Raw genomic sequence first — 17,631 nt, forward strand, 5'->3', positions numbered from 1 at the left:
GAGGTTTTTCAAATGACTGAACGTCTGAACAACGACTTCCAGTTCATCGAGGTCGGGCGCAAGGATCCGAAGAAGAAGCTGCTGCGCCAGCGCAAGCGCGAGTTCGTCGAGATCCACGACCTGTTCAAGCCGCAGCAGGCGGCTGACCAGGCGCACCGCTGCCTCGGTTGCGGCAACCCCTATTGCGAGTGGAAGTGCCCGGTGCACAACTTCATTCCGAACTGGCTGAAGCTGGTCTCGGAAGGCAACATCCTGGCCGCCGCCGAACTGTCCCACCAGACCAACACCCTGCCGGAAGTCTGCGGCCGCGTGTGCCCGCAGGACCGCCTCTGCGAAGGTGCCTGCACCCTCAATGACGGCTTCGGCGCGGTCACCATCGGCTCGGTGGAGAAGTACATCACCGACACCGCCTTCGCCATGGGCTGGCGTCCGGACATGTCCAAGGTCAAGCCCACCGGCAAGCGCGTCGCCGTCATCGGCGCCGGCCCGGCCGGCCTCGGCTGCGCCGACATCCTGGTGCGCAACGGCGTGACCCCGGTGGTATTCGACAAGAACCCCGAGATCGGTGGCCTGCTGACCTTCGGCATCCCCGAGTTCAAGCTGGAAAAGACCGTGATGAGCCGCCGCCGCGAGGTCTTCACCGGCATGGGCGTCGAGTTCCGCCTGAACACCGAGATCGGCAAGGACGTCACCATGCAGCAACTGCTGGATGAGTACGACGCCGTGTTCATGGGCATGGGCACCTACACCTACATGAAGGGCGGCTTCCCGGGCGAAGACCTGCCGGGCGTGCACGACGCGCTCGACTTCCTCATCGCCAACGTCAATCGCAACCTCGGCTTCGAGAAGGCGCCGGAAGACTTCATCGACATGAAGGGCAAGCGCGTCGTCGTCCTCGGTGGCGGCGACACCGCGATGGACTGCAACCGCACCTCCATCCGCCAGGGCGCCAAGTCCGTGACCTGCGCCTACCGCCGCGACGAAGAGAACATGCCCGGCTCGCGCAAAGAGGTGAAGAACGCCAAGGAAGAGGGCGTGAAGTTCCTCTTCAACCGCCAGCCCATCGCCATCGTCGGCGAAGACAGGGTGGAAGGCGTCAAGGTGGTCGAGACCCGTCTCGGCGAACCGGACGCCCGTGGCCGCCGCAGCCCCGAGCCGATCCCGGGCTCCGAGGAGATCATCCCGGCCGAAGCCGTGCTGATCGCCTTCGGCTTCCGCCCGAGCCCGGCCCCCTGGTTCGAGCAGTTCGGCATCAGCATCGACAGCCAGGGCCGCGTCGTCGCACCCGAGCAGAACGCGTTCAAGCACCAGACCAGCAACCCGAAGATCTTCGCCGGTGGCGACATGGTCCGCGGTTCCGACCTGGTGGTGACGGCGATCTTCGAAGGCCGCAACGCTGCCGAAGGCATCCTCGATTATCTGGGGGTCTGAGGGGCAAGCCGCACGCTACAAGCTACAAGTGCGTAGGGTGGATGCCGCTCTTTGCATCCACCAGCGGTGCTGATCGGGGCTCCGCTGCGGTGGGCCGGTGGAGTGTGGTCCACCCGACATGCCACAAGTGACGCCCGCTTGTGACTTGAGGCGTGTAGCTCCTGACCGCGACATTCTGTCGCTAAAGACAAAAGGCACGGCCCCCGCCGTGCCTTTTGCGTTGGGCTTTGCGAAAATGCCCGCACTTTTTCGTTGGACACTGCCATGACCGTCTTGAAGAACGACCGTTTCCTCCGCGCCCTGCTCAAGCAGCCCGTCGATGTCACCCCCGTCTGGATGATGCGCCAGGCCGGTCGTTACCTGCCGGAATACCGGGCCACCCGCGCCAAGGCCGGTGACTTCGTCAGCCTGATGAAGAACCCCGAGCTGGCCTGCGAGGTCACCATCCAGCCGCTGGACCGCTACCCGCAGCTGGACGCCGCGATCCTCTTCTCCGACATCCTCACCATCCCCGACGCCATGGGCCAGGGCCTGTACTTCGAGACCGGCGAAGGTCCGCGCTTCAAGAAGGTGGTGAGCAGCCTGGCCGACGTCGAGGCCCTGCCGATCCCCGATCCCGAGCAGGACCTGGGCTACGTGATGGACGCCGTGCGCAACATCCGTCGCGAGCTGAACGGCCGCGTGCCGCTGATCGGCTTCACCGGCAGCCCCTGGACGCTCGCCACCTACATGGTCGAAGGCGGCTCCAGCCGCGACTTCCGCAAGTCCAAGGCGATGCTCTACAACGACCCCCAGGCCATGCACGCCCTGCTCGACAAGCTGGCGAAATCCATCATCGCCTACCTCAACGGGCAGATCCGCGCCGGCGCCCAGGCCGTGCAGATCTTCGACTCCTGGGGCGGCAGCCTCTCGGCGGCGGCCTACCAGGAGTTTTCCCTGGCCTACATGAAACAGATCATCGACGGCCTGATCCGCGAGCATGACGGGCGTCGCGTGCCGGTGATCCTCTTCACCAAGGGCGGCGGCCTGTGGCTCGAATCCATGGCCGATAGCGGCGCCGAAGCGCTGGGCCTGGACTGGACCTGCGACATCGGCAGCGCCCGCGCCCGCGTCGGCGCCAAGGTCGCCCTGCAGGGCAACATGGACCCGGCCGTGCTCTACGCCAACCCCGCCGCCATCCGCGCCGAAGTGGGGCGCATCCTCGCCGCCTACGGCCAGGGCAGCGGCCAGGTGTTCAACCTCGGCCATGGCGTCACCCCGGAAGTCGACCCGGCCAACGCCGGCGCCTTCTTCGAGGCCGTCCACGAGCTGTCGGCGCAGTACCACCGCTGAGTGGCACCCGCCCGTGAAAAAAGGCCGCTGATGCGGCCTTTCTTCTGCCCTAGTCCAGGCGCATATCGCTTATCCCCAGCAGCTCGGCCTGCTGGATGATCTCCTGCGCAGAAGCGTCCGCCGCGGGCATCACCAGGCTGTTCTCGGCGTCGGCGAAATGCAGCACCAGGAGGTGCATGGCGGTTTCGCACGGGTCGGGGCGGTGCTCCAGCTCCAGCACGTGGCGGCGCGGTTCGTCGTGGAAGCGATAGTGGATCGTGTACGGCTGCAGGGGCATGCGCGGTCTCCTCGGAGGGTGGGCGGTCTCGATTGAGTTGACTTGGCGGTCAGCTATTTCGTTCAGGGCATTTCCCGCGCCCATGAAAAAGGCCGCTCGCGCGGCCTTCCCCAACAGCTGCAACGCCTTACTTGACGTTGGCGATGGCGCCCTTGAGGGCGACGCCGGCGACGAAGGCGCCCGCGTGGCACTCGTACTTGCTGGCGTCCTTGTATTCCTTGCGCTTGTAGTTGCTGGCGATGTCCACCACCGCGTTGGCGCCGGCCGACTTGGCCGCGTCCTGCAGGCGGATCAGGGCGGACTGCAGCACCCAGCGGCAGGCTTCCTCGTCGCTCTTGTTGAAGGCGTTGGTCTTCTGGTTGGTGGTGATGTTGGGGTTGATCACCGTCACCTTGCCGGCGGGGGTGTTGCCGGCCAGGTAGAACTTCACGCTGCCATCCAGGCGTCCTGCCTGCACGGCCTCGGTGACCACCGAATTGAAGTCGAGGTAATGCACGGTATCGCGGGCCTGGCTGATGCCGGGCAGAACAGCGGCGGACAGTACAGCAACAGCGGTCCAGGTCTTGAGGCTCATGGTCGTCTCCTTGACGGTCTTGTTGGGTATGGGGGCTTGGAAGTCAGCGCCAGCGACGGAAGATCAACGAGGTGTTGACCCCGCCGAAGGCGAAGTTGTTGTTCATCACGTATTCGTTGCTCATCTGCCGGGGCTCGCCACGCAGGTAGTCGAGCTCGCCGCAGGCCGGGTCTACGGCGTCGAGGTTGAGGGTGTGGATGTACTGGTCGCTGTTCATCATCTCGATGCTGAACCAGGACTCCAGCGCCCCGCAGGCGCCCAGGGTGTGGCCGAGGAAGCTCTTCTGCGAGCTGATGGGCATGCGCGCGCCGAACAGGCTGCTGGTGGCGAGCGTCTCCGCCACGTCGCCCTGCTCGGTGGCGGTGCCGTGGCCGTTGACGTAGCCGATGGCCTCCGGTGCCAGGCCGGCGTCGGCCAGGGCCAGCTCCATCGCGCCGCGCATGGTCGCCTGCTCCGGCTTGGTGGTGTGCTGGCCGTCGGCATTGCAGCCGAAGCCGACGATCTCGGCGTGGATCTTCGCGCCCCGGGCCAGGGCATGCTCCAGCTCCTCCAGCACCAGGATGCCGGCGCCTTCGCCGATCACCAGGCCGTCGCGGCCGCTGTCGTAGGGGCGCGGCGAGGTGTGCGGGGCGTCGTTCTTCAGGCTGGTGGCGTAGAGCGCATCGAACACCATCGCCTCGGTGGGGCAGAGCTCCTCGGCGCCGCCGGCGAGCATCATCGGCAGGCGGCCGAACTTGATCGCCTCATAGGCGTAGCCGATGCCCTGGCTGCCGCTGGTGCAGGCGCTGGAGGTGGGGATCAGGCGGCCCTTGAGGCCGAAGAAGATGCTGATATTGGCCGCTGCCGTGTGCGGCATCATGCGCACGTAGGAGTTGGCGTTGAGGCCGTCCGCCACCGAGTTCAGCAGCATGTTGCCGAAGGCCTTGATCTCGTCGGTGCTGCCGGTGGACGAGCCACAGGCCACGCCCATGCGCCCGTCCTTGATCATCGCCTCACCCGCCAGCCCCGTATCGGCCAGCGCCCGCTCCGCCGCGTAGACCGCCAGCTTGGAGACGCGACCCATGCTGCGCATCTGCTTGCGCGTCCAGTGCGAGGGCGTGGCGAAATCATCGATGGGGCCGGCCAGGCGGGTGTTCAGCTCGGTGAAGCGGTCCCACTCGTCCATGCGCCGGATGCCGCTGCGGTTGCCCAGGAAGTTGGCCGAGATGCCGGCCCAGTCGTTGCCCAGGGAGGTGACGCCGGCCATGCCGGTAATGACGACGCGTTTCATCAGCACAACCCACCATTCACAGCGAGGACCTGGCGGGTGATGTACCCCGCCTCCTCGGACATCAGGAAATTCACGGCGCCGGCCACTTCTTCCGGCGTGCCCATGCGCTGCGCCGGAACCATCTTGAGGATCTCCTCCACCGGCACCTGCTCGTCGAGTATCTCGGTATCGATCAGCCCCGGGGCCACGCAGTTGACCGTGATGCGGCGCTTGCCCAGCTCGATGGCCAGGGCCTTGGCCGCGCCGATCACGCCGGCCTTGGACGCGCTGTAGTTGACCTGGCCACGGTTGCCGATCAGGCCCGAGACCGAGGTGATGCAGACGATGCGTCCCGGCTTGCGGCGGCGGATCATCGGCATGCACAGCGGGTGCAGCACGTTGTAGAAACCGTCCAGGTTGGTGCGCAGCACGCTGTCCCAGTCGTCCTCGCTGAGGGCCGGGAAGGCACCGTCGCGGGTCAGGCCGGCGTTGCACACCACGCCGTAGTAGGCGCCGTGGGCTTCCACGTCGGCCTCCAGCTGCGCGCGGCAGGCAGCGCGGTCGGAGACGTCGAACTGCAGCACCCTGGCGCTGCGGCCCAGGGTTTGGATCTCGGCCTTCACCGCCTCGGCTTCGTCGCGGCGCGAGCGGCAATGCAGCACCAGGTCGAAGCCGGCGCGCGCCAGGCGCAGGGCGATGGCGCGGCCGATGCCACGGCTGGAGCCGGTGACCAGGATGGTCTCGCTCATGGTTGGGGTTCCTCCAGGTAACTGGCCACCTGCGGCGGACGGAAGACATTGAGGCGGGCGAAGGCCGTGAGGCCCGGCCCCTCCAGGCGGCATTCGAACACGCCCATGCCGTTGTCGTCCTGCAGCGTGCGGGTGGCGATGATGTGCAGCTCGGCGCCGGCCGGGAAGCGGTCGACGTCGCATTGATAGTTGCGGGTGCCGAGCAGGAAGCCCAGCTCCACGGGAAGCCCCGCCTGGCGTGCCTGGCAGCCGGCGTAGGCGGCGATGCTCTGGGCCATCAGCTCCACGCCGACCCAGGCCGGCAGGCTGCCGTCGTCCTGGCTGAACAGCCCGGGGCGCACGGTGGCGAGGGTTTCCACGTCCTCGTCGCCGAAGCGCAGGACGCGGTCGATGAGGATCATGTCCCCGGCATGGGGGACCAGCTCGGCAATCGGCCAGTCGTTCATGGCGCATCTCCGATGATCAGGCTGATGTTGCTGCCGCCGAAGGCGAACGAATTGCTCATCAGGCGGCGGCCCGAGGATGGCTCCAGGGCGCGGCCACGGTGCGCAAGTTCCAGCGCGGGCAGCTCGGGGTCGGCCTCGCCGTCCCACAGGTGCGGCGGCAGCAGGCGGTCGCGGTTGTGCTCGCTCAGCGCCAGCCAGCAGAAGGCGGCCTCCAGCGCACCGGCGGCGCCCAGGGTGTGGCCGGTCAGCGGCTTGGTGGACGACACCGGCAGCCCGGCGGGGAACAGCGCGGCGGTGGCATGGCTCTCCATGGCGTCGTTGTGCACCGTGGCGGTGCCATGCAGGTTCAGGTAGTGGATGCCTGCGGCGTTGGTCCCGGCGTCGGCCAGGGCCAGGCGCATGGCGCGCTGGGCGCCGACGCCGCCGGGCTCCGGGGCCGAGATGTGGTGCGCGTCGGAGCAGGCGCCGGCACCCAGCAGGGCGATGGGGCCCGGCTCGCGGTCGAGCAGGAACAGCGCCGCGCCTTCGCCGATGTTGATGCCGTTGCGGTTGCGCGACAGCGGGTTGCAGGGCTCGGCGGAGACCGCTTCCAGCGCGCTGAACCCGTTGAGGGTGAGGCCGCAGAGCGAATCCACGCCGCCGCAGATCACCGCGTCGCACACGCCGAGTGCCAGCAGCCGGCGTGCGCTGAGCAGGGCGCGGGCGCTGGAGGTGCAGGCGGTGGAGATGCAATAGGCCGGGCCGCGCGTGCCCAGCCAGGCGGCGAGGAAGGCGGCCGGGGCGGCCAGTTCCTGCTGCGGGTAGCGGTAGTCATCCGGCAGGGTGCCGGTGCGCAGGTGCTCGCCGATGCCTTCGCTGGCTTCCTGGATGCCCGAGGTGCTGGTGCCGAGGACGATGCCCACGCGGTCCAGGCCATGGCGCTCGATGGCGGCACGCAACTGCGGCTCGATCTCCAGCGCGGCGGCCAGCAGCAACTGGTTGTTGCGGCTCTGGCAGGCCTCCAGGCCGGCGGGCATGGCCGGCAGGTCGCCGGGCACCGCACCGATGCTCAGTTCGCGTCCCGCGACCCAGCCGGCCTGGCGGCGCATGCCCGATGCGTCGCCGGCGAACAGCGCGTCGGCCACCGCCTGCTTGCCCTGGCCCAGGGCGCAGACCAGGCCCAGGGCATTGAGATTGGCGATCATCGGGGTTCCTCGTCGAGAGCGGTGATTCGGTAGTGCGGGCCGTCGCGGCGCTGCAGGTCGAAGTCCAGCGGCGCGCGGTAGGCGATGCTCCAGCGTCCGGCCAGCTCGCGCCGGCCATCGGTGGCGATGCGTTGCTCGATACCGGCGTAGGCCGGCTGCAATGCCTCGGCCGGGGCCAGGGCATAGAGCAGCGCGGCGAAGAGTTCGCGGGCCTCGTCGTTGGGCGGCAGCAGGCCGTCGTTGCGCCAGGAACCGTCCTCCAGCACCTGGCGCGACAGGGGCACTCCCAGCGGGTCGAACAGCGACCAGCGCAATGCCGGCCCCTCGGCCTGCACCACCAGCAGCCAGTCGCGGGTCTCGCCCTGCGCCTGGCGCTGCACCTGCAGGGATTGCGGCAGGTCCAGCCGCGGCGGTCGTTCGGGCACCGGCGTACGCGCCGCACAGGCGGCGAGCAGCAGGCACAGGCCGGCGAGCAGCAGGCGCTTCATCGACCGTCAGTCTCCAGCGGCTTGCGCGCCACGGCGTTGACCAGGGTCTCGTTGCGCTGGCCGGGCGGCGGCGGGTTGCGCAGCCCCCAGCGCTCCAGCAGGCCGAAGTCGGCGGAGCGGCTCCACCACAGGTAGGGGTAGGACACATTGCGCGCCTCGAAGACGAAGCCCTGGCCGCGCAGCATCTCCAGGTACTGCTCGGCGGTGCGCTGCACGTGCATCGGATGGCGGAACAGCCAGCGGATCACCCAGGTGTCGATGTAGTAGCGCGTGGATTCGGCGAACAGCAGGTAGCCGCCCGGCTTCAGCACCCGCCAGAACTCGGCCAGGGCGCGCTCCTGCTCCACCAGGTGGTGGAAGGTCTGGTGGCAGAAGAGGAGGTCGACGCTGGCGTCCGGCAGGGCGATCGCGGCGCAGTCGCTGCTCACCAGTTGCACCTCCAGGCCCAGGCGCTCGGCTTCGGCGCGGGAGCAGTCGAGGCTGTGCGGGTCGGCGTCCAGGCCGATCATCCGCGCCGGGGTGAAGGTGTCCGCCAGCAGGCGGAAGGACTTGCCCTGGCCGCAGCCGGCGTCCAGCAGCACCGGCGCCTCCGGCAGCGGCTCGCTGAACAGGCCCCTGAGGTCGTTGATCGCCACGCGCAGCACATGGTGCTGCCAGGTGTGGCTCTGCAGGAACCAGAAGCCGAAGCGGGTCTCCTCGACGTAGGTGGCGGCGGCGCGTTCCATGGTCGGCTCCCTCATTCCGTGGCGCAGAATTCGCTGATCATGCGCAGGCGGCGCTTGGGCTCGGCGACGAAGGGGTTGCGCGTGTCCCAGGCGTAGCCGGCGAGGATCGAGCAGATCATCCCGCGGATTTCCGGCGACCCGCCCTCATGGAAGATCACGTCCTGGAAGCTGCCCTCGTACCAGCCCTCGACGTAGGCACGGAAGGTGTCCACGCCCTTCTTCAGCGGCGTGGCGAACTCGCTCTCCCAGTCCACCTGTTCGCCGTTCAGCTGCCGGTCGAGCACCGCCGCGGCCATGCTCGCCGAGCGCATGGCGATGGTCACGCCGGAGGAGAACACCGGGTCGAGGAACTCGGCCGCGTTGCCCAGCAGGGCGAAGCCCGGGCCGTGCAAGGCCTTCACGTTGGCCGAGTAGCCGCCCAGGGCGCGGGCCGGGGTGTCCCACACGGCATTGGCCAGCAGGCGGCGCAGGTTCGGCGTCTCGGCGATGAAGCCCTTGAGGCAGGCATCCAGGTCCTCGGGGCGGCCCGCATAGCGGCCGGCTTCGCCCACCACGCCCAGGGAGCAGCGGCCGTTGCTGAAGGGGATCAGCCAGAACCAGATGTCACGGTGCTCGGGGTGGATGCTGATGAGGATCTTCTCGCGGTCGAAGCCGGCATCGTCGATGCGGTCCTCGATATGGGTGAACACCGCCTGGCGCACCGGGAAGCTGGACGGCGCCTCCAGGTCCAGCAGGCGCGGCAGCACCCGGCCGTAGCCGCTGCCGTCGAGGACGAAGGCGGTCTCCACCTGGTACTGGCTGCCGTCCAGGCGGCGCACGGTGAGCCGCGGGCAGTCACCCTCGAACGCGGCGGCGATGATCTCCTCCTCGTAGCGGATCTCCACGCCCTGCAGTTCGGCCTGGTCGGCCAGCAGCTTGTCGAAGTCGGCCCGCTGTACCTGGAAGGTGGTGCCCTTGCCGGGGGTGAACTTGTGGCGGAAATCGAAGGCGGTGTAGCGCCCGCCCCAGGCGAAGGCCGCGCCGTGCTTGATCTGGAAGCCGGCGGCCATGACCGCTTCGAGCATCCCCGCTTCCTCGATGAAGTCCAGGCAGTGGGATAGCAGGCTCTCGCCGATGGAGAAGCGCGGGAAGCGCTGGCGTTCGAGGATCAGCACATCGTGGCCCTTGCGCTTGAGCAGGGCGGCGGCGATGGCGCCGGAGGGGCCGGCACCGATGACCACGACCTGGCGCTGCTGGATTTCAATGGGCTTCATGGGGACTCCTTTCCGGGGCGGGGGTGGCGACCGCGTGCGCTCTGCGCGTCAGGGCCGGCAACAGGGTGGCGATCAGTCCCATCAGCATCAGCGCGAAGTACAGCTGCGCGCTGATGATGTGCTGCTGGAACAGAAGGTTGAGGAAGACGATCTCGGTCAGGCCGCGGGTGTTGAGCAGCACGGTCTCGCGCCACTTCACCGGGCTGGCCGCCAGGCGGCCCTCGGCCCAGGACAGGCCCAGCCAGTTGCCCGCCAGCTTGCTGACGATGGGCAACACCAGCAGGGCGCCGAACTGCAGCCAGGAATAGTTCTGCCAGGCCGTGTGCCAGTCGATCTGCAGCAGGCCGAAGGCGAGGATCAGCGGCACCGCCAGCCACACCTGCACGTCGTGGAAGACGCGCGCCGGCAACGGCAGGCGGAACGGCACGCGCAGCAGGGCCATCACCAGCAGGTAGGCGATGCCGAACACCAGGGCGTTGAGCTTGAGCTGCTGCAGCGTCAGCAGCAGCGCGAAGAAGGCCAGGCTGTAGGCCAGCGGCGCACGCACCCGCGCCAGGTGCAGCGCCAGGGGCAGCAGGGCGGCCAGCAGTGGCCAGAGCAGGGCGCCGGGCGCGGCGCTGCCCTGGGCCAGGCCGAAGATGCTCCAGCACATCAGGTCCATCAGGATCGCCGCCTGCAGCAGGCGGCGGATGGACGCCTCGGCGTAGCCCAGGTGGCGCAGGTAGAGGAACAGCACCGGGATCGCCGTCAGGGCGAACAGCAGGCCCACGGCGATGGCCGAGAGCAGGCCGTCGGCGGGCAGCAGCCAGAGGGCACAGCCCAGGCCGCAGAAGAACGGCAGGAAGAAGCTCGGCAGGGCGATCTTCACGCTGGCCGCTTCCAGGCGCAGGTCGATCACATCGCTGAGGATGTGCCCCAGCAGCAGGGTGAAGGCCACGCCGTACAGCGGCTTGAGCCAGGGCGCGGCCAGCACCTGGGCGTTGTCCAGGCCCACCGGCGCGGCCAGCCAGAGCATCACCAGCGGCAGGCCGAAGCTGGCCAGCAACAGCTGGCTGACGATGGGGATCAGGCCGAGCCTGCGACCCAGCCAGGTGGCCAGGGCGAACAGGGCCAGCAGGCCGATCCAGAACACGACGACGCTCATGCCGGCACTTCCTTGCCCTGGGGTGGCGCGGCCTGCGCCCAGGGGGCGAGCAGGAAGCAGAAGAACAGCCCGAGGCTGATGGTCAGGCCGAAGTTGGCGATGGCCGGGGTCTGGCTCAGCAGCAGCAGGCCGAAGGAGAGCCAACTGGTCAGGCCCGACAGCAGCGTGCCCAGCAGGCTCACCGCCGCGCCGCCGATCGCCTCGCGCATGAGGATCGCGTAATCCACGCCGATGGCGGTGACCAGCAGCAGGCCGAACAGGCTGAACAGGGTCAGCGGCTGGCCCAGCCAGCCGAGGCTCGCCAGGGCGGCCAGCGCCGCCAGCAGCGGCAGCGCCACGATGCGCAGCGAACCGCCGAAGCCGAAGGGGATGCACAGCAGGAGGAGGATGGCCAGGCAGGACGCCAGCTTGAGTTCTGCAGCGCTGAGCTGGGTGGCGGCGAACAGGCGGTTCAGCTCGCCGATGCGGTCGACCAGCTGCACGCCTTCCAGGCCCTCGGCGGCGTCGGCCATCAGCATGGGCGAGGCCAGGCCCTGCAGGCTGACGATGCCTGCGGCGCGGCCCTGGGTGTCGACGCCCAGCCAGAGCGGGCGCCAGGCCTCGCCCAGGGTGCCCGCCAGGGCCGCGTCGAGGTCCTGCTCGGGCTGCGTGCGCAGCTGGGCGATCTCGTTCTCCAGCGCTTGGGCGGGGATGCCGAGCGCCAGTAATGGCTGCCAGTGTTGCGGCAGGCGCGCCAGGGCGTCACGCAGGGCCTGGCGCTCGGTGCCGGGCGGCACCAGTTGGCTGAGGGCGCGGTAGCCCTGCAGGTTGCCGTCGGCCACGGCGCGTTCGAGGCGCTCGGCCAGCTCGGCCTGGCGCTGGAGCATCTGGTCCTGGCTGTCGCCGCGCACCAGGAAGAACTGGCTGGTGGGCTGCAGGCCGGTGAGGCGGGCGATCTCGCGGGCCTCGTCGAGCAGGCGCGGCTCGGCACCGAGCCACTGGCGCAGGTCGTTCTGCGGCTGCACCTGCCACAGGCCGGCGGCGCTGAATACCAGCAGGGCGAGCAGCCAGGGCAGGCTGCCGGTGCGTGCCAGCAGGCGCTCGCGGCGCTCCAGCAGGCGCTCGGCCAGGCGCAGCGGTGCGCGCGGCGGTGCCAGGCGCAGGCTGCCCAGCAACGCCGGCAGCAGGCACACGGAGCAGAGGTAGGCGGTGACCAGGCCGGCGGCGGAGAACACCGCGATCTGGGTCAGTGCCGGGAAGGGGGTGAAGGCCAGGGCCAGGTAGCCGATCAGGTTGGTGCCCAGGCTCAGGCTGAGGCCCGGCAGGGTCTCGCGCACCGCCTGCCAGGCGCGCCAGGGCTGGCCGGTCCAGCTCTTGCTCAGGTAGTGCAGCGGGTAGTCGGCGGCGACACCGGTGAGGCTGGCGCCGAGCACCAGGGTCAGTGCGTTGATCTCGCCGAACACCAGCACGCAGGCGGTACAGCCCGCGCCCAGGGCCAGGCCCACCGGCAACAGGCTGAGCAGGGTGCGCGGGCGGCGGAACACCAGCAGCATCAGCAGCAGGGTGCCGAGGCTGGCGCCACCGCCGATCAGGCTGATCTCGCGGGCGGCCTTGGCCTGCCCGGCGGCGGCGTGGAGCAGGCCGCTGGCGGCGAGCAGGCGACCGCCATCGGCTTCGATGTCCTGGCGGGCGCGGGCGACTTCGCCCGCGAGCCAGGGCGGTGCCTGCATGTCGAAGGCGCCTTCCCGGGTGCGGGCACGCAGCAGCACCCAGGTGGTATCGCCGTCCTGCACCTGCAGGGCGCCGCTGGCCAGGTCGGCCTGAACCCGGCTGGCGGGCACCAGTGCCTTCTGCGCGAGGCCGGCGAGGCCCAGCCAGTCGTTTTCGGTCGGCACCAGGGCGACGGCGGAGAAGGGGTCGAACAGGCGTTCCGCGCGTTGGGCGATGAAGCGCCCGGGTTCCTGCTCCAGCAGCGCGCGATCGGCCCGGGGCAGCAGCGCCAGGCGGTTGTCCAGCAGTTGCTGGCGCAGGGCCGGCAGGTCGGCCTGCAGGCTCCACTGCACGCGCTCGAAGCGCGGCTCCTGCTGCCAGCGTTCGGCGATACGCTGGGCCAGGGTCCGGGCGCGTGCGGCGTCGGTGTGCCCTACCAGCAGCAGGACCTCGCGGTTCAGCGGCTCCTGCATGCGTTGTTCGGCACGTTGCACCCAGGCATCCCCGGCGCCCTGGGGCAGCAGGGCGAGCATGTCGGCGGCCACCGGCGGGCCGTTGCGCCATTGCCAGGCGGCCAGCGCCAGCAGGGCGACGAGGCCCAGCAGGAACAGGCGCGGCAGCAGGCGTTCAGGGCGCAAGGTCGCGCGCCTCCGTGGCCGCGAGGGCATCGCCGGCTTCGCTCGCCGGCAGGCGCAGCACGGTGCTGTCGCCCTGGGTTTCCAGCAGCTCGATGCGCTCCACCAGGGCGCCGCCCTCGATCCGGATGGCACTGAAGATCTGCTTGAGCAGCAGGGAGTTCGGCGTCAGGTGCAGCTGCCAGTGCGCGGCATCGCCGCTGAGCTGCAGCTGGAAGTCGCGGGCCAGGCCCTGGTGATCGCCCTTGAGCACGGCGAGGAACAGGCGGCTCTGCTGGGCGGCGACGTCCTGGCCGGGCTGGGCCTGCCACTGGCCGTCGACGCGACGGGCGATGCCGGCGGCGCCGATGCGGTAGTCCTGCTTCAGCGGCCTTTCCAGCAGCCAGAGCAGCCCCTGCTCGCGGGAGAGCACGAAGCGCCCCTCGCTGGTCAGCGGCCTGGGCAGGGCGCGCAGGTGTTTCTCCTGCACGAAGGGGCCGCGCACCACGGCGGGCTTGCCCAGTTGCGCGGCGAGCTGGTCGAGGTCGAAGGCCTGGGCGAGCGAACTCGCCAGCAGGGCCGGCACCAGCAGCAGGGCGCGCAAGCGGATCATGGCAGCGCCCGCTCCACGGCTTCGAGGAACACTTTCGGCGAGGCCAGCAGCATCTCGCGGGTGGCGATCTCCACCGCCACCTGTACGCTGCTGCCCCGGGTCAGGCGTTCGCCGGTGGCGGCGTCGGTGATCAGGTAGTTGATCTTCAGGCGGTTCTCCCACTCCACCAGGTCGGCGCGCACGACGATCCTCTGGCCGAAGCGGGCGCCACGGATGTAGCGCAGCTGCAGGTCGATGATGGGCCAGGCGTAGCCGGCGTCACGCATCTGCGAGTAGTTGTGGTCGAGCTTGTCGAGCAGGGCGCAACGGGCCACTTCCAGGTACTTGACGTAGTGGCCGTGCCAGACCACTTCCATCATGTCGACGTCGAAGAAGGGCACGAGGATCTCGACCTCGGCCTGGATCACCCCGGCGCTACGCATAGAGCCTCCAGTGGCGGGCGCGGATGCGTTCCAGGCACAGGCGCAGCTCGCCTTCCAGGGCGCGGTCCTCGATCACCGGCGGGAAGTCCCCGGCCAGTTGCCGGTGCATGGCGGTGAGCGGCTCGGGCAGTGCGCGCGGGTTCTCGCGCTGGCGCAGCCAGACGCCCTGGTTGGCCGCCAGCAGGGTGGCGGCGGCCACCTGCTCGGTGAGCTCCAGGCTGCGCAGGGCGTCGCGGGCGGCGATGGTGCCCATGCTCACCTTGTCCTGGTTGTGGCACTCGGTGGAGCGTGAGAAGACGCTGGCCGGCATGGTGTTCTTCAGCGCCTCGGCGGTCCAGGCGCTGGCGCCGATCTGCACGGCCTTGAAGCCGTGGTTGATCATCGCCGTGGCCTGGGGCGCGCCGGAGAGGTTGCTCGGCAGGCCGTGGTTGTAGCGCACGTCCACCAGCAGGGCGAGCTGGCGGTCGAGCAGGTCGGCGACGTTGCCCACCAGGTTCTTCAGGCTGTCCATGGCGAAGGCGATGTGGCCGCCGTAGAAGTGACCGCCGTGCAGCACGCGCTCGGCCTCGGCGTCGATCAGCGGGTTGTCGTTGGCACTGTTCAGCTCGGTTTCGATGAATTGCCGCAGCAGGCCCAGGCTGTCGGCCAGCACGCCCAGCACGTGGGGCGCGCAGCGCAGCGAGTAGCGGTCCTGCAGGCGGTGCAGCGGCGGCGTCGGCGCGTCGATGGCCAGGTCCTGGCGCAGCCAGGCGGCCACCTGCATCTGCCCCGGGTGCGGCTTGGCAGCGAACAGGCGCTCGTCGAAGTGCTCCGGGTTGCCTTCCAGCGCCACCACGTTGAGCGCGGTGATGCGCGTGGCCAGTTGCAGCAGGTAGTCGGCGCGGGCGTAGGCCAGGCAGGCCAGGGCGGTCATCACGGCGGTGCCGTTCATCAGCGCCAGGGCTTCCTTGGGGCGCAGCACCAGCGGCTGCCAGCCCAGTTCGGCGTGCACCTCGGCGGCGCTGCGGCGCTGGCCCTTGTAGAACACGTCGCGCTGGCCGGAGAGGGTGGCGGCTACGTAGGACAGCGGGGTGAGGTCGCCGCTGGCGCCCACCGAGCCTTCCTCCGGGATCACCGGCAGCACGTCGTGTTCGAGGAACGCCTGCAGGCGCTCCAGCAGTTCGACGCGCACGCCGGAAACGCCATGGCACAGCGACTGCAGGCGCGCCGCCAGCACCGCGCGGGTGGCGGCCTCGTCCAGCACCTTGCCCAGGCCGCAGCCGTGGAAGGTGAACAGGTGGCGCGGCAGGGCCTCGACCTGCTCCAGCGGCACGGCCACCACGCAGGAGTCGCCGTAGCCGGTGGTGACGCCGTAGATCACGCCTTCCTTGTCCAGCAGGGTGTCGAGGAAGCGCGCGCCCTTGGCGATGCGCTCGCGCCAGGCGGCGTCGCCCTGCAGCAGGGCGGGGGCGCGGCGCTGGGAGAGGGCCACGACCTGCTCGATGGACAGCGGCAGCTCGCCGAAGACCACGGGTTCAGGCTGATGTGTCGTCATGTTCGTTCCAGAACGGGTAGAAGTTGAACCATTGCTCGGGGGCCTTCAGGCACAGCTCGCCGAGGCGCTGGGCATAGCGTTGGACCCAGCCTTCGATCACCGCGTCACGCTCGCTGCGGCGCCATTGCACGCGCTCGGCGAAGGGTTCGAGGAAGACCTTGTAGTGGCCGTCGATCTTCAGGCAGGTCATCAGGTTGAGCGGACACTTGAGCAGCCCGGCCAGCAGCCAGGGGCCCTGGGGGAAGGCGGCGGGGTGGCCGAGGAAATCGACCTGGGTGGTGCGCCCGCCGTGCAGCGGCACGCGGTCGCCGGCGATGGCCAGCCATTCACCGCGCTCCAGGCGTTCGCTCAATTGCAGCATGATCGCCGGGTCCAGCTCGCTGACCTGGATCAGTCGCAGGTGGCTCGCGCCGGCCTCGCCCAGCAGGCGGTTGAAGCGCTCGGCGTGGCGGGTGTGCACCAGCACGTTCATCTGCACCTTCTCGCCCAGCTCGGCCAGGGCGCGGCACACCTCCAGGTTGCCCAGGTGCGCGCCGACCAGCAGTTGGCCGCGCCCGCCGCGCAACTGCTGGCGCAGGCCCGTCGGGTCCACCAGTTCGATGCGCTCCAGGGGCAGTTGGCCGCGCCAGATGTCGAGCTTGTCCAGCAGGGCGTCGGCGAAGGCCATGAACTGGGCGAACACCGAGCCGAGGGTGGGCGCCAGCTCCGGGCGGCCGCTCCAGGCGGCGAGGTTGGCCTGGTAGCGCCGGGCGCTGCGCCGGGCCTTGGTGCCGAAGAGGAAGAAGTAGAAGACGATGACGTAGAGCAGCGGGCTGAGCACGCGCCGGCCCAGGTGGCGCACCGCCAGGGCGGTGAACTTCATCAGCAGGAAGCTGCCGCGCTCGTCCTGGCGTGCCCAGTGCCGTTCGCTCATGGTCGGCACCTGCGCCAGAGGATCAGTGGTGCGCGCAGGAGCATGCCGAAGAACAGCTTGGCGTGCATCTTCGAGATCAGCGCGTTGTCGTGGAACAGGCGGAAGTGCGAGAGCCCGTCCAGCGGGTAGTGCACCCGGGTCGGCAGCCAGTGCATGGGCTGTTTGCGCCAGGCCAGGCGCACGAGGATCTCCGGGTCGAAGTCCATGCGCTTGCCGAGGCGGGCGGAATCGATCAGGGCGATGGTCGGCGCCAGGGGGTAGACGCGGAAGCCGCACATGCCGTCGCGGATCGACAGCGACAGGCTGTTGATCCACACCCAGACGTGGGTCAGGTAGCGGGCGTAGAGGCGGCTCTTGGGCACGCTTTCGTCGTACTGCGGGTAGCCGCAGATCAGCTCGCCCGGGCGGGCCTGGGCGGCAGCGAGGAAGCGCTGCACGTCGGCGAGGTCGTGCTGGCCGTCGGCGTCCACCTGCAGGGCGTGGGAGAAGCCCAGCCGGCCGGCTTCGCGCAGGCCGGCCATGACGGCGCCGCCCTTGCCCTGGTTGATGGCCAGGCGCACCAGGTGGACGTCGGGCTGGGTGGCCAGCTGGTCCATCACCTGGGCGCAGGCGGGGCTGGAGGCGTCGTCCACCAGCACGCAGGGCAGGCCGTGCTGGCGCAGGGCGTCGACCACCAGGGGCAGGGCGTGCTCGTGGTTGTAGACGGGGATGACGGCGCAGGGCTTGAACGGGTTCATGTCGGCATCGGGCAGTGCGGGTGGGTTTCGTGGCCCGGTTCGTGGCCGAGTGTGCGTCGAGTCTCTGTTTCGCCTTGCCGGGCGAGTCCCTTTTCCAATCGTTGAAAAGGAACCAAAAAACTTGCCCCTGCATCCGGCCCCGGCTGCGCCGGAGTGCCCTCGCTCCCATCGTTGCGCCGGGAGCCCGGCGCGACAGGCCATCCCTGGCCAGATCGCGCCTCTCGCGGCATCCATGCCGCTCGACTCCCTCTGCAACG

The 17,631-nt window shown here is 69.5% G+C and carries 18 protein-coding genes; 2 read left to right on the forward strand and 16 right to left on the reverse strand.

Features of this window, described 5'->3' with window-relative positions; all coding sequences use genetic code 11:
- The first annotated feature begins 12 nt into the window (after positions 1-12).
- Together WFQ67_RS16330 and hemE are read left to right on the forward strand one after the other, a co-directional pair.
- The gene (locus WFQ67_RS16330) at positions 13-1,431 is read left to right on the forward strand and encodes an FAD-dependent oxidoreductase (protein ID WP_213626728.1); all 1,419 of its coding nucleotides are present in this window, start codon (positions 13-15) and stop codon (positions 1,429-1,431) included.
- 264 nt (positions 1,432-1,695) lie between these two features.
- A complete protein-coding gene (hemE, locus tag WFQ67_RS16335; RefSeq protein ID WP_173171184.1) occupies positions 1,696-2,763 on the forward strand; it encodes a uroporphyrinogen decarboxylase in 1,068 nt (355 codons plus the stop codon).
- A gap of 49 nt (positions 2,764-2,812) precedes the next feature.
- On the opposite strand, the gene WFQ67_RS16340 is transcribed toward hemE, so the two are convergent.
- The 16 genes from WFQ67_RS16340 to WFQ67_RS16415 all read right to left on the reverse strand — a co-directional run bounded on the left by WFQ67_RS16340 (position 2,813) and on the right by WFQ67_RS16415 (position 17,374).
- Positions 2,813-3,040 (reverse strand): hypothetical protein, encoded by a 228-nt coding sequence (locus tag WFQ67_RS16340; protein ID WP_337057519.1) that lies wholly within the window; start codon positions 3,038-3,040, stop codon positions 2,813-2,815.
- 127 nt (positions 3,041-3,167) lie between these two features.
- On the reverse strand, positions 3,168-3,614 hold the full coding sequence (locus WFQ67_RS16345) for an excinuclease (RefSeq protein ID WP_173171186.1): 447 nt from the start codon (positions 3,612-3,614) through the stop codon (positions 3,168-3,170).
- 43 nt (positions 3,615-3,657) lie between these two features.
- Positions 3,658-4,884, reverse strand: coding sequence for a beta-ketoacyl-ACP synthase (locus tag WFQ67_RS16350; RefSeq protein ID WP_337057521.1), 1,227 nt, complete (start codon positions 4,882-4,884; stop codon positions 3,658-3,660).
- On the reverse strand, positions 4,884-5,612 hold the full coding sequence (fabG, locus tag WFQ67_RS16355) for a 3-oxoacyl-ACP reductase FabG (protein ID WP_213626724.1): 729 nt from the start codon (positions 5,610-5,612) through the stop codon (positions 4,884-4,886). Before fabG ends, WFQ67_RS16350 begins: the two co-directional genes overlap by 1 nt.
- On the reverse strand, positions 5,609-6,058 hold the full coding sequence (locus WFQ67_RS16360; protein WP_337057525.1) for a hotdog family protein: 450 nt from the start codon (positions 6,056-6,058) through the stop codon (positions 5,609-5,611). Before WFQ67_RS16360 ends, fabG begins: the two co-directional genes overlap by 4 nt.
- A complete protein-coding gene (locus tag WFQ67_RS16365; RefSeq protein WP_337057527.1) occupies positions 6,055-7,242 on the reverse strand; it encodes a beta-ketoacyl-ACP synthase in 1,188 nt (395 codons plus the stop codon). The genes WFQ67_RS16360 and WFQ67_RS16365 overlap by 4 nt, the downstream gene beginning before the upstream one ends.
- Entirely contained in the window at positions 7,239-7,730 is a 492-nt protein-coding gene (locus WFQ67_RS16370; protein ID WP_173171199.1) for a DUF3261 domain-containing protein, read from the reverse strand. The genes WFQ67_RS16365 and WFQ67_RS16370 overlap by 4 nt, the downstream gene beginning before the upstream one ends.
- A complete protein-coding gene (locus WFQ67_RS16375; protein ID WP_213626720.1) occupies positions 7,727-8,455 on the reverse strand; it encodes a class I SAM-dependent methyltransferase in 729 nt (242 codons plus the stop codon). The genes WFQ67_RS16370 and WFQ67_RS16375 overlap by 4 nt, the downstream gene beginning before the upstream one ends.
- Positions 8,456-8,466: 11 nt before the next feature.
- Complete coding sequence (locus WFQ67_RS16380) at positions 8,467-9,708, reverse strand: NAD(P)/FAD-dependent oxidoreductase (RefSeq protein WP_337057531.1); 1,242 nt, start codon at positions 9,706-9,708, stop codon at positions 8,467-8,469.
- Complete coding sequence (locus WFQ67_RS16385; RefSeq protein ID WP_213626716.1) at positions 9,695-10,852, reverse strand: sodium:proton antiporter; 1,158 nt, start codon at positions 10,850-10,852, stop codon at positions 9,695-9,697. Before WFQ67_RS16385 ends, WFQ67_RS16380 begins: the two co-directional genes overlap by 14 nt.
- Complete coding sequence (locus tag WFQ67_RS16390; RefSeq protein ID WP_337057533.1) at positions 10,849-13,209, reverse strand: MMPL family transporter; 2,361 nt, start codon at positions 13,207-13,209, stop codon at positions 10,849-10,851. Before WFQ67_RS16390 ends, WFQ67_RS16385 begins: the two co-directional genes overlap by 4 nt.
- A complete protein-coding gene (locus WFQ67_RS16395) occupies positions 13,169-13,768 on the reverse strand; it encodes an outer membrane lipoprotein carrier protein LolA (protein WP_337057535.1) in 600 nt (199 codons plus the stop codon). Before WFQ67_RS16395 ends, WFQ67_RS16390 begins: the two co-directional genes overlap by 41 nt.
- Entirely contained in the window at positions 13,765-14,190 is a 426-nt protein-coding gene (locus WFQ67_RS16400) for an acyl-CoA thioesterase (protein WP_337057537.1), read from the reverse strand. Before WFQ67_RS16400 ends, WFQ67_RS16395 begins: the two co-directional genes overlap by 4 nt.
- The gene (locus tag WFQ67_RS16405; protein ID WP_337057539.1) at positions 14,183-15,724 is read right to left on the reverse strand and encodes an HAL/PAL/TAL family ammonia-lyase; all 1,542 of its coding nucleotides are present in this window, start codon (positions 15,722-15,724) and stop codon (positions 14,183-14,185) included. The genes WFQ67_RS16400 and WFQ67_RS16405 overlap by 8 nt, the downstream gene beginning before the upstream one ends.
- Positions 15,705-16,637, reverse strand: coding sequence for an LpxL/LpxP family acyltransferase (locus WFQ67_RS16410; RefSeq protein ID WP_337057541.1), 933 nt, complete (start codon positions 16,635-16,637; stop codon positions 15,705-15,707). Before WFQ67_RS16410 ends, WFQ67_RS16405 begins: the two co-directional genes overlap by 20 nt.
- Positions 16,634-17,374 carry a glycosyltransferase family 2 protein gene (locus WFQ67_RS16415; RefSeq protein ID WP_337057542.1) on the reverse strand — a complete coding sequence of 247 codons (741 nt, stop codon included), beginning with the start codon at positions 17,372-17,374 and terminating at the stop codon, positions 16,634-16,636. Before WFQ67_RS16415 ends, WFQ67_RS16410 begins: the two co-directional genes overlap by 4 nt.
- Positions 17,375-17,631: the final 257 nt, after the last annotated feature.

The organism is Pseudomonas sp. USHLN015, assembly GCF_037153275.1.
GTDB classification, from domain to species: domain Bacteria; phylum Pseudomonadota; class Gammaproteobacteria; order Pseudomonadales; family Pseudomonadaceae; genus Metapseudomonas; species Metapseudomonas tohonis.

Coding starts and splice junctions, on each gene's coding strand:
- WFQ67_RS16330 (WP_213626728.1), top strand. CDS start 13: ATGACTGAACGTCTGAACAACGACTTCCAGTTCATCGAGGTCGGGCGC.
- hemE (WP_173171184.1), top strand. CDS start 1,696: ATGACCGTCTTGAAGAACGACCGTTTCCTCCGCGCCCTGCTCAAGCAG.
- WFQ67_RS16340 (WP_337057519.1), bottom strand. CDS start 3,040: ATGCCCCTGCAGCCGTACACGATCCACTATCGCTTCCACGACGAACCG.
- WFQ67_RS16345 (WP_173171186.1), bottom strand. CDS start 3,614: ATGAGCCTCAAGACCTGGACCGCTGTTGCTGTACTGTCCGCCGCTGTT.
- WFQ67_RS16350 (WP_337057521.1), bottom strand. CDS start 4,884: ATGAAACGCGTCGTCATTACCGGCATGGCCGGCGTCACCTCCCTGGGC.
- fabG (WP_213626724.1), bottom strand. CDS start 5,612: ATGAGCGAGACCATCCTGGTCACCGGCTCCAGCCGTGGCATCGGCCGC.
- WFQ67_RS16360 (WP_337057525.1), bottom strand. CDS start 6,058: ATGAACGACTGGCCGATTGCCGAGCTGGTCCCCCATGCCGGGGACATG.
- WFQ67_RS16365 (WP_337057527.1), bottom strand. CDS start 7,242: ATGATCGCCAATCTCAATGCCCTGGGCCTGGTCTGCGCCCTGGGCCAG.
- WFQ67_RS16370 (WP_173171199.1), bottom strand. CDS start 7,730: ATGAAGCGCCTGCTGCTCGCCGGCCTGTGCCTGCTGCTCGCCGCCTGT.
- WFQ67_RS16375 (WP_213626720.1), bottom strand. CDS start 8,455: ATGGAACGCGCCGCCGCCACCTACGTCGAGGAGACCCGCTTCGGCTTC.
- WFQ67_RS16380 (WP_337057531.1), bottom strand. CDS start 9,708: ATGAAGCCCATTGAAATCCAGCAGCGCCAGGTCGTGGTCATCGGTGCC.
- WFQ67_RS16385 (WP_213626716.1), bottom strand. CDS start 10,852: ATGAGCGTCGTCGTGTTCTGGATCGGCCTGCTGGCCCTGTTCGCCCTG.
- WFQ67_RS16390 (WP_337057533.1), bottom strand. CDS start 13,209: ATGCCCTCGCGGCCACGGAGGCGCGCGACCTTGCGCCCTGAACGCCTG.
- WFQ67_RS16395 (WP_337057535.1), bottom strand. CDS start 13,768: ATGATCCGCTTGCGCGCCCTGCTGCTGGTGCCGGCCCTGCTGGCGAGT.
- WFQ67_RS16400 (WP_337057537.1), bottom strand. CDS start 14,190: ATGCGTAGCGCCGGGGTGATCCAGGCCGAGGTCGAGATCCTCGTGCCC.
- WFQ67_RS16405 (WP_337057539.1), bottom strand. CDS start 15,724: ATGACGACACATCAGCCTGAACCCGTGGTCTTCGGCGAGCTGCCGCTG.
- WFQ67_RS16410 (WP_337057541.1), bottom strand. CDS start 16,637: ATGAGCGAACGGCACTGGGCACGCCAGGACGAGCGCGGCAGCTTCCTG.
- WFQ67_RS16415 (WP_337057542.1), bottom strand. CDS start 17,374: ATGAACCCGTTCAAGCCCTGCGCCGTCATCCCCGTCTACAACCACGAG.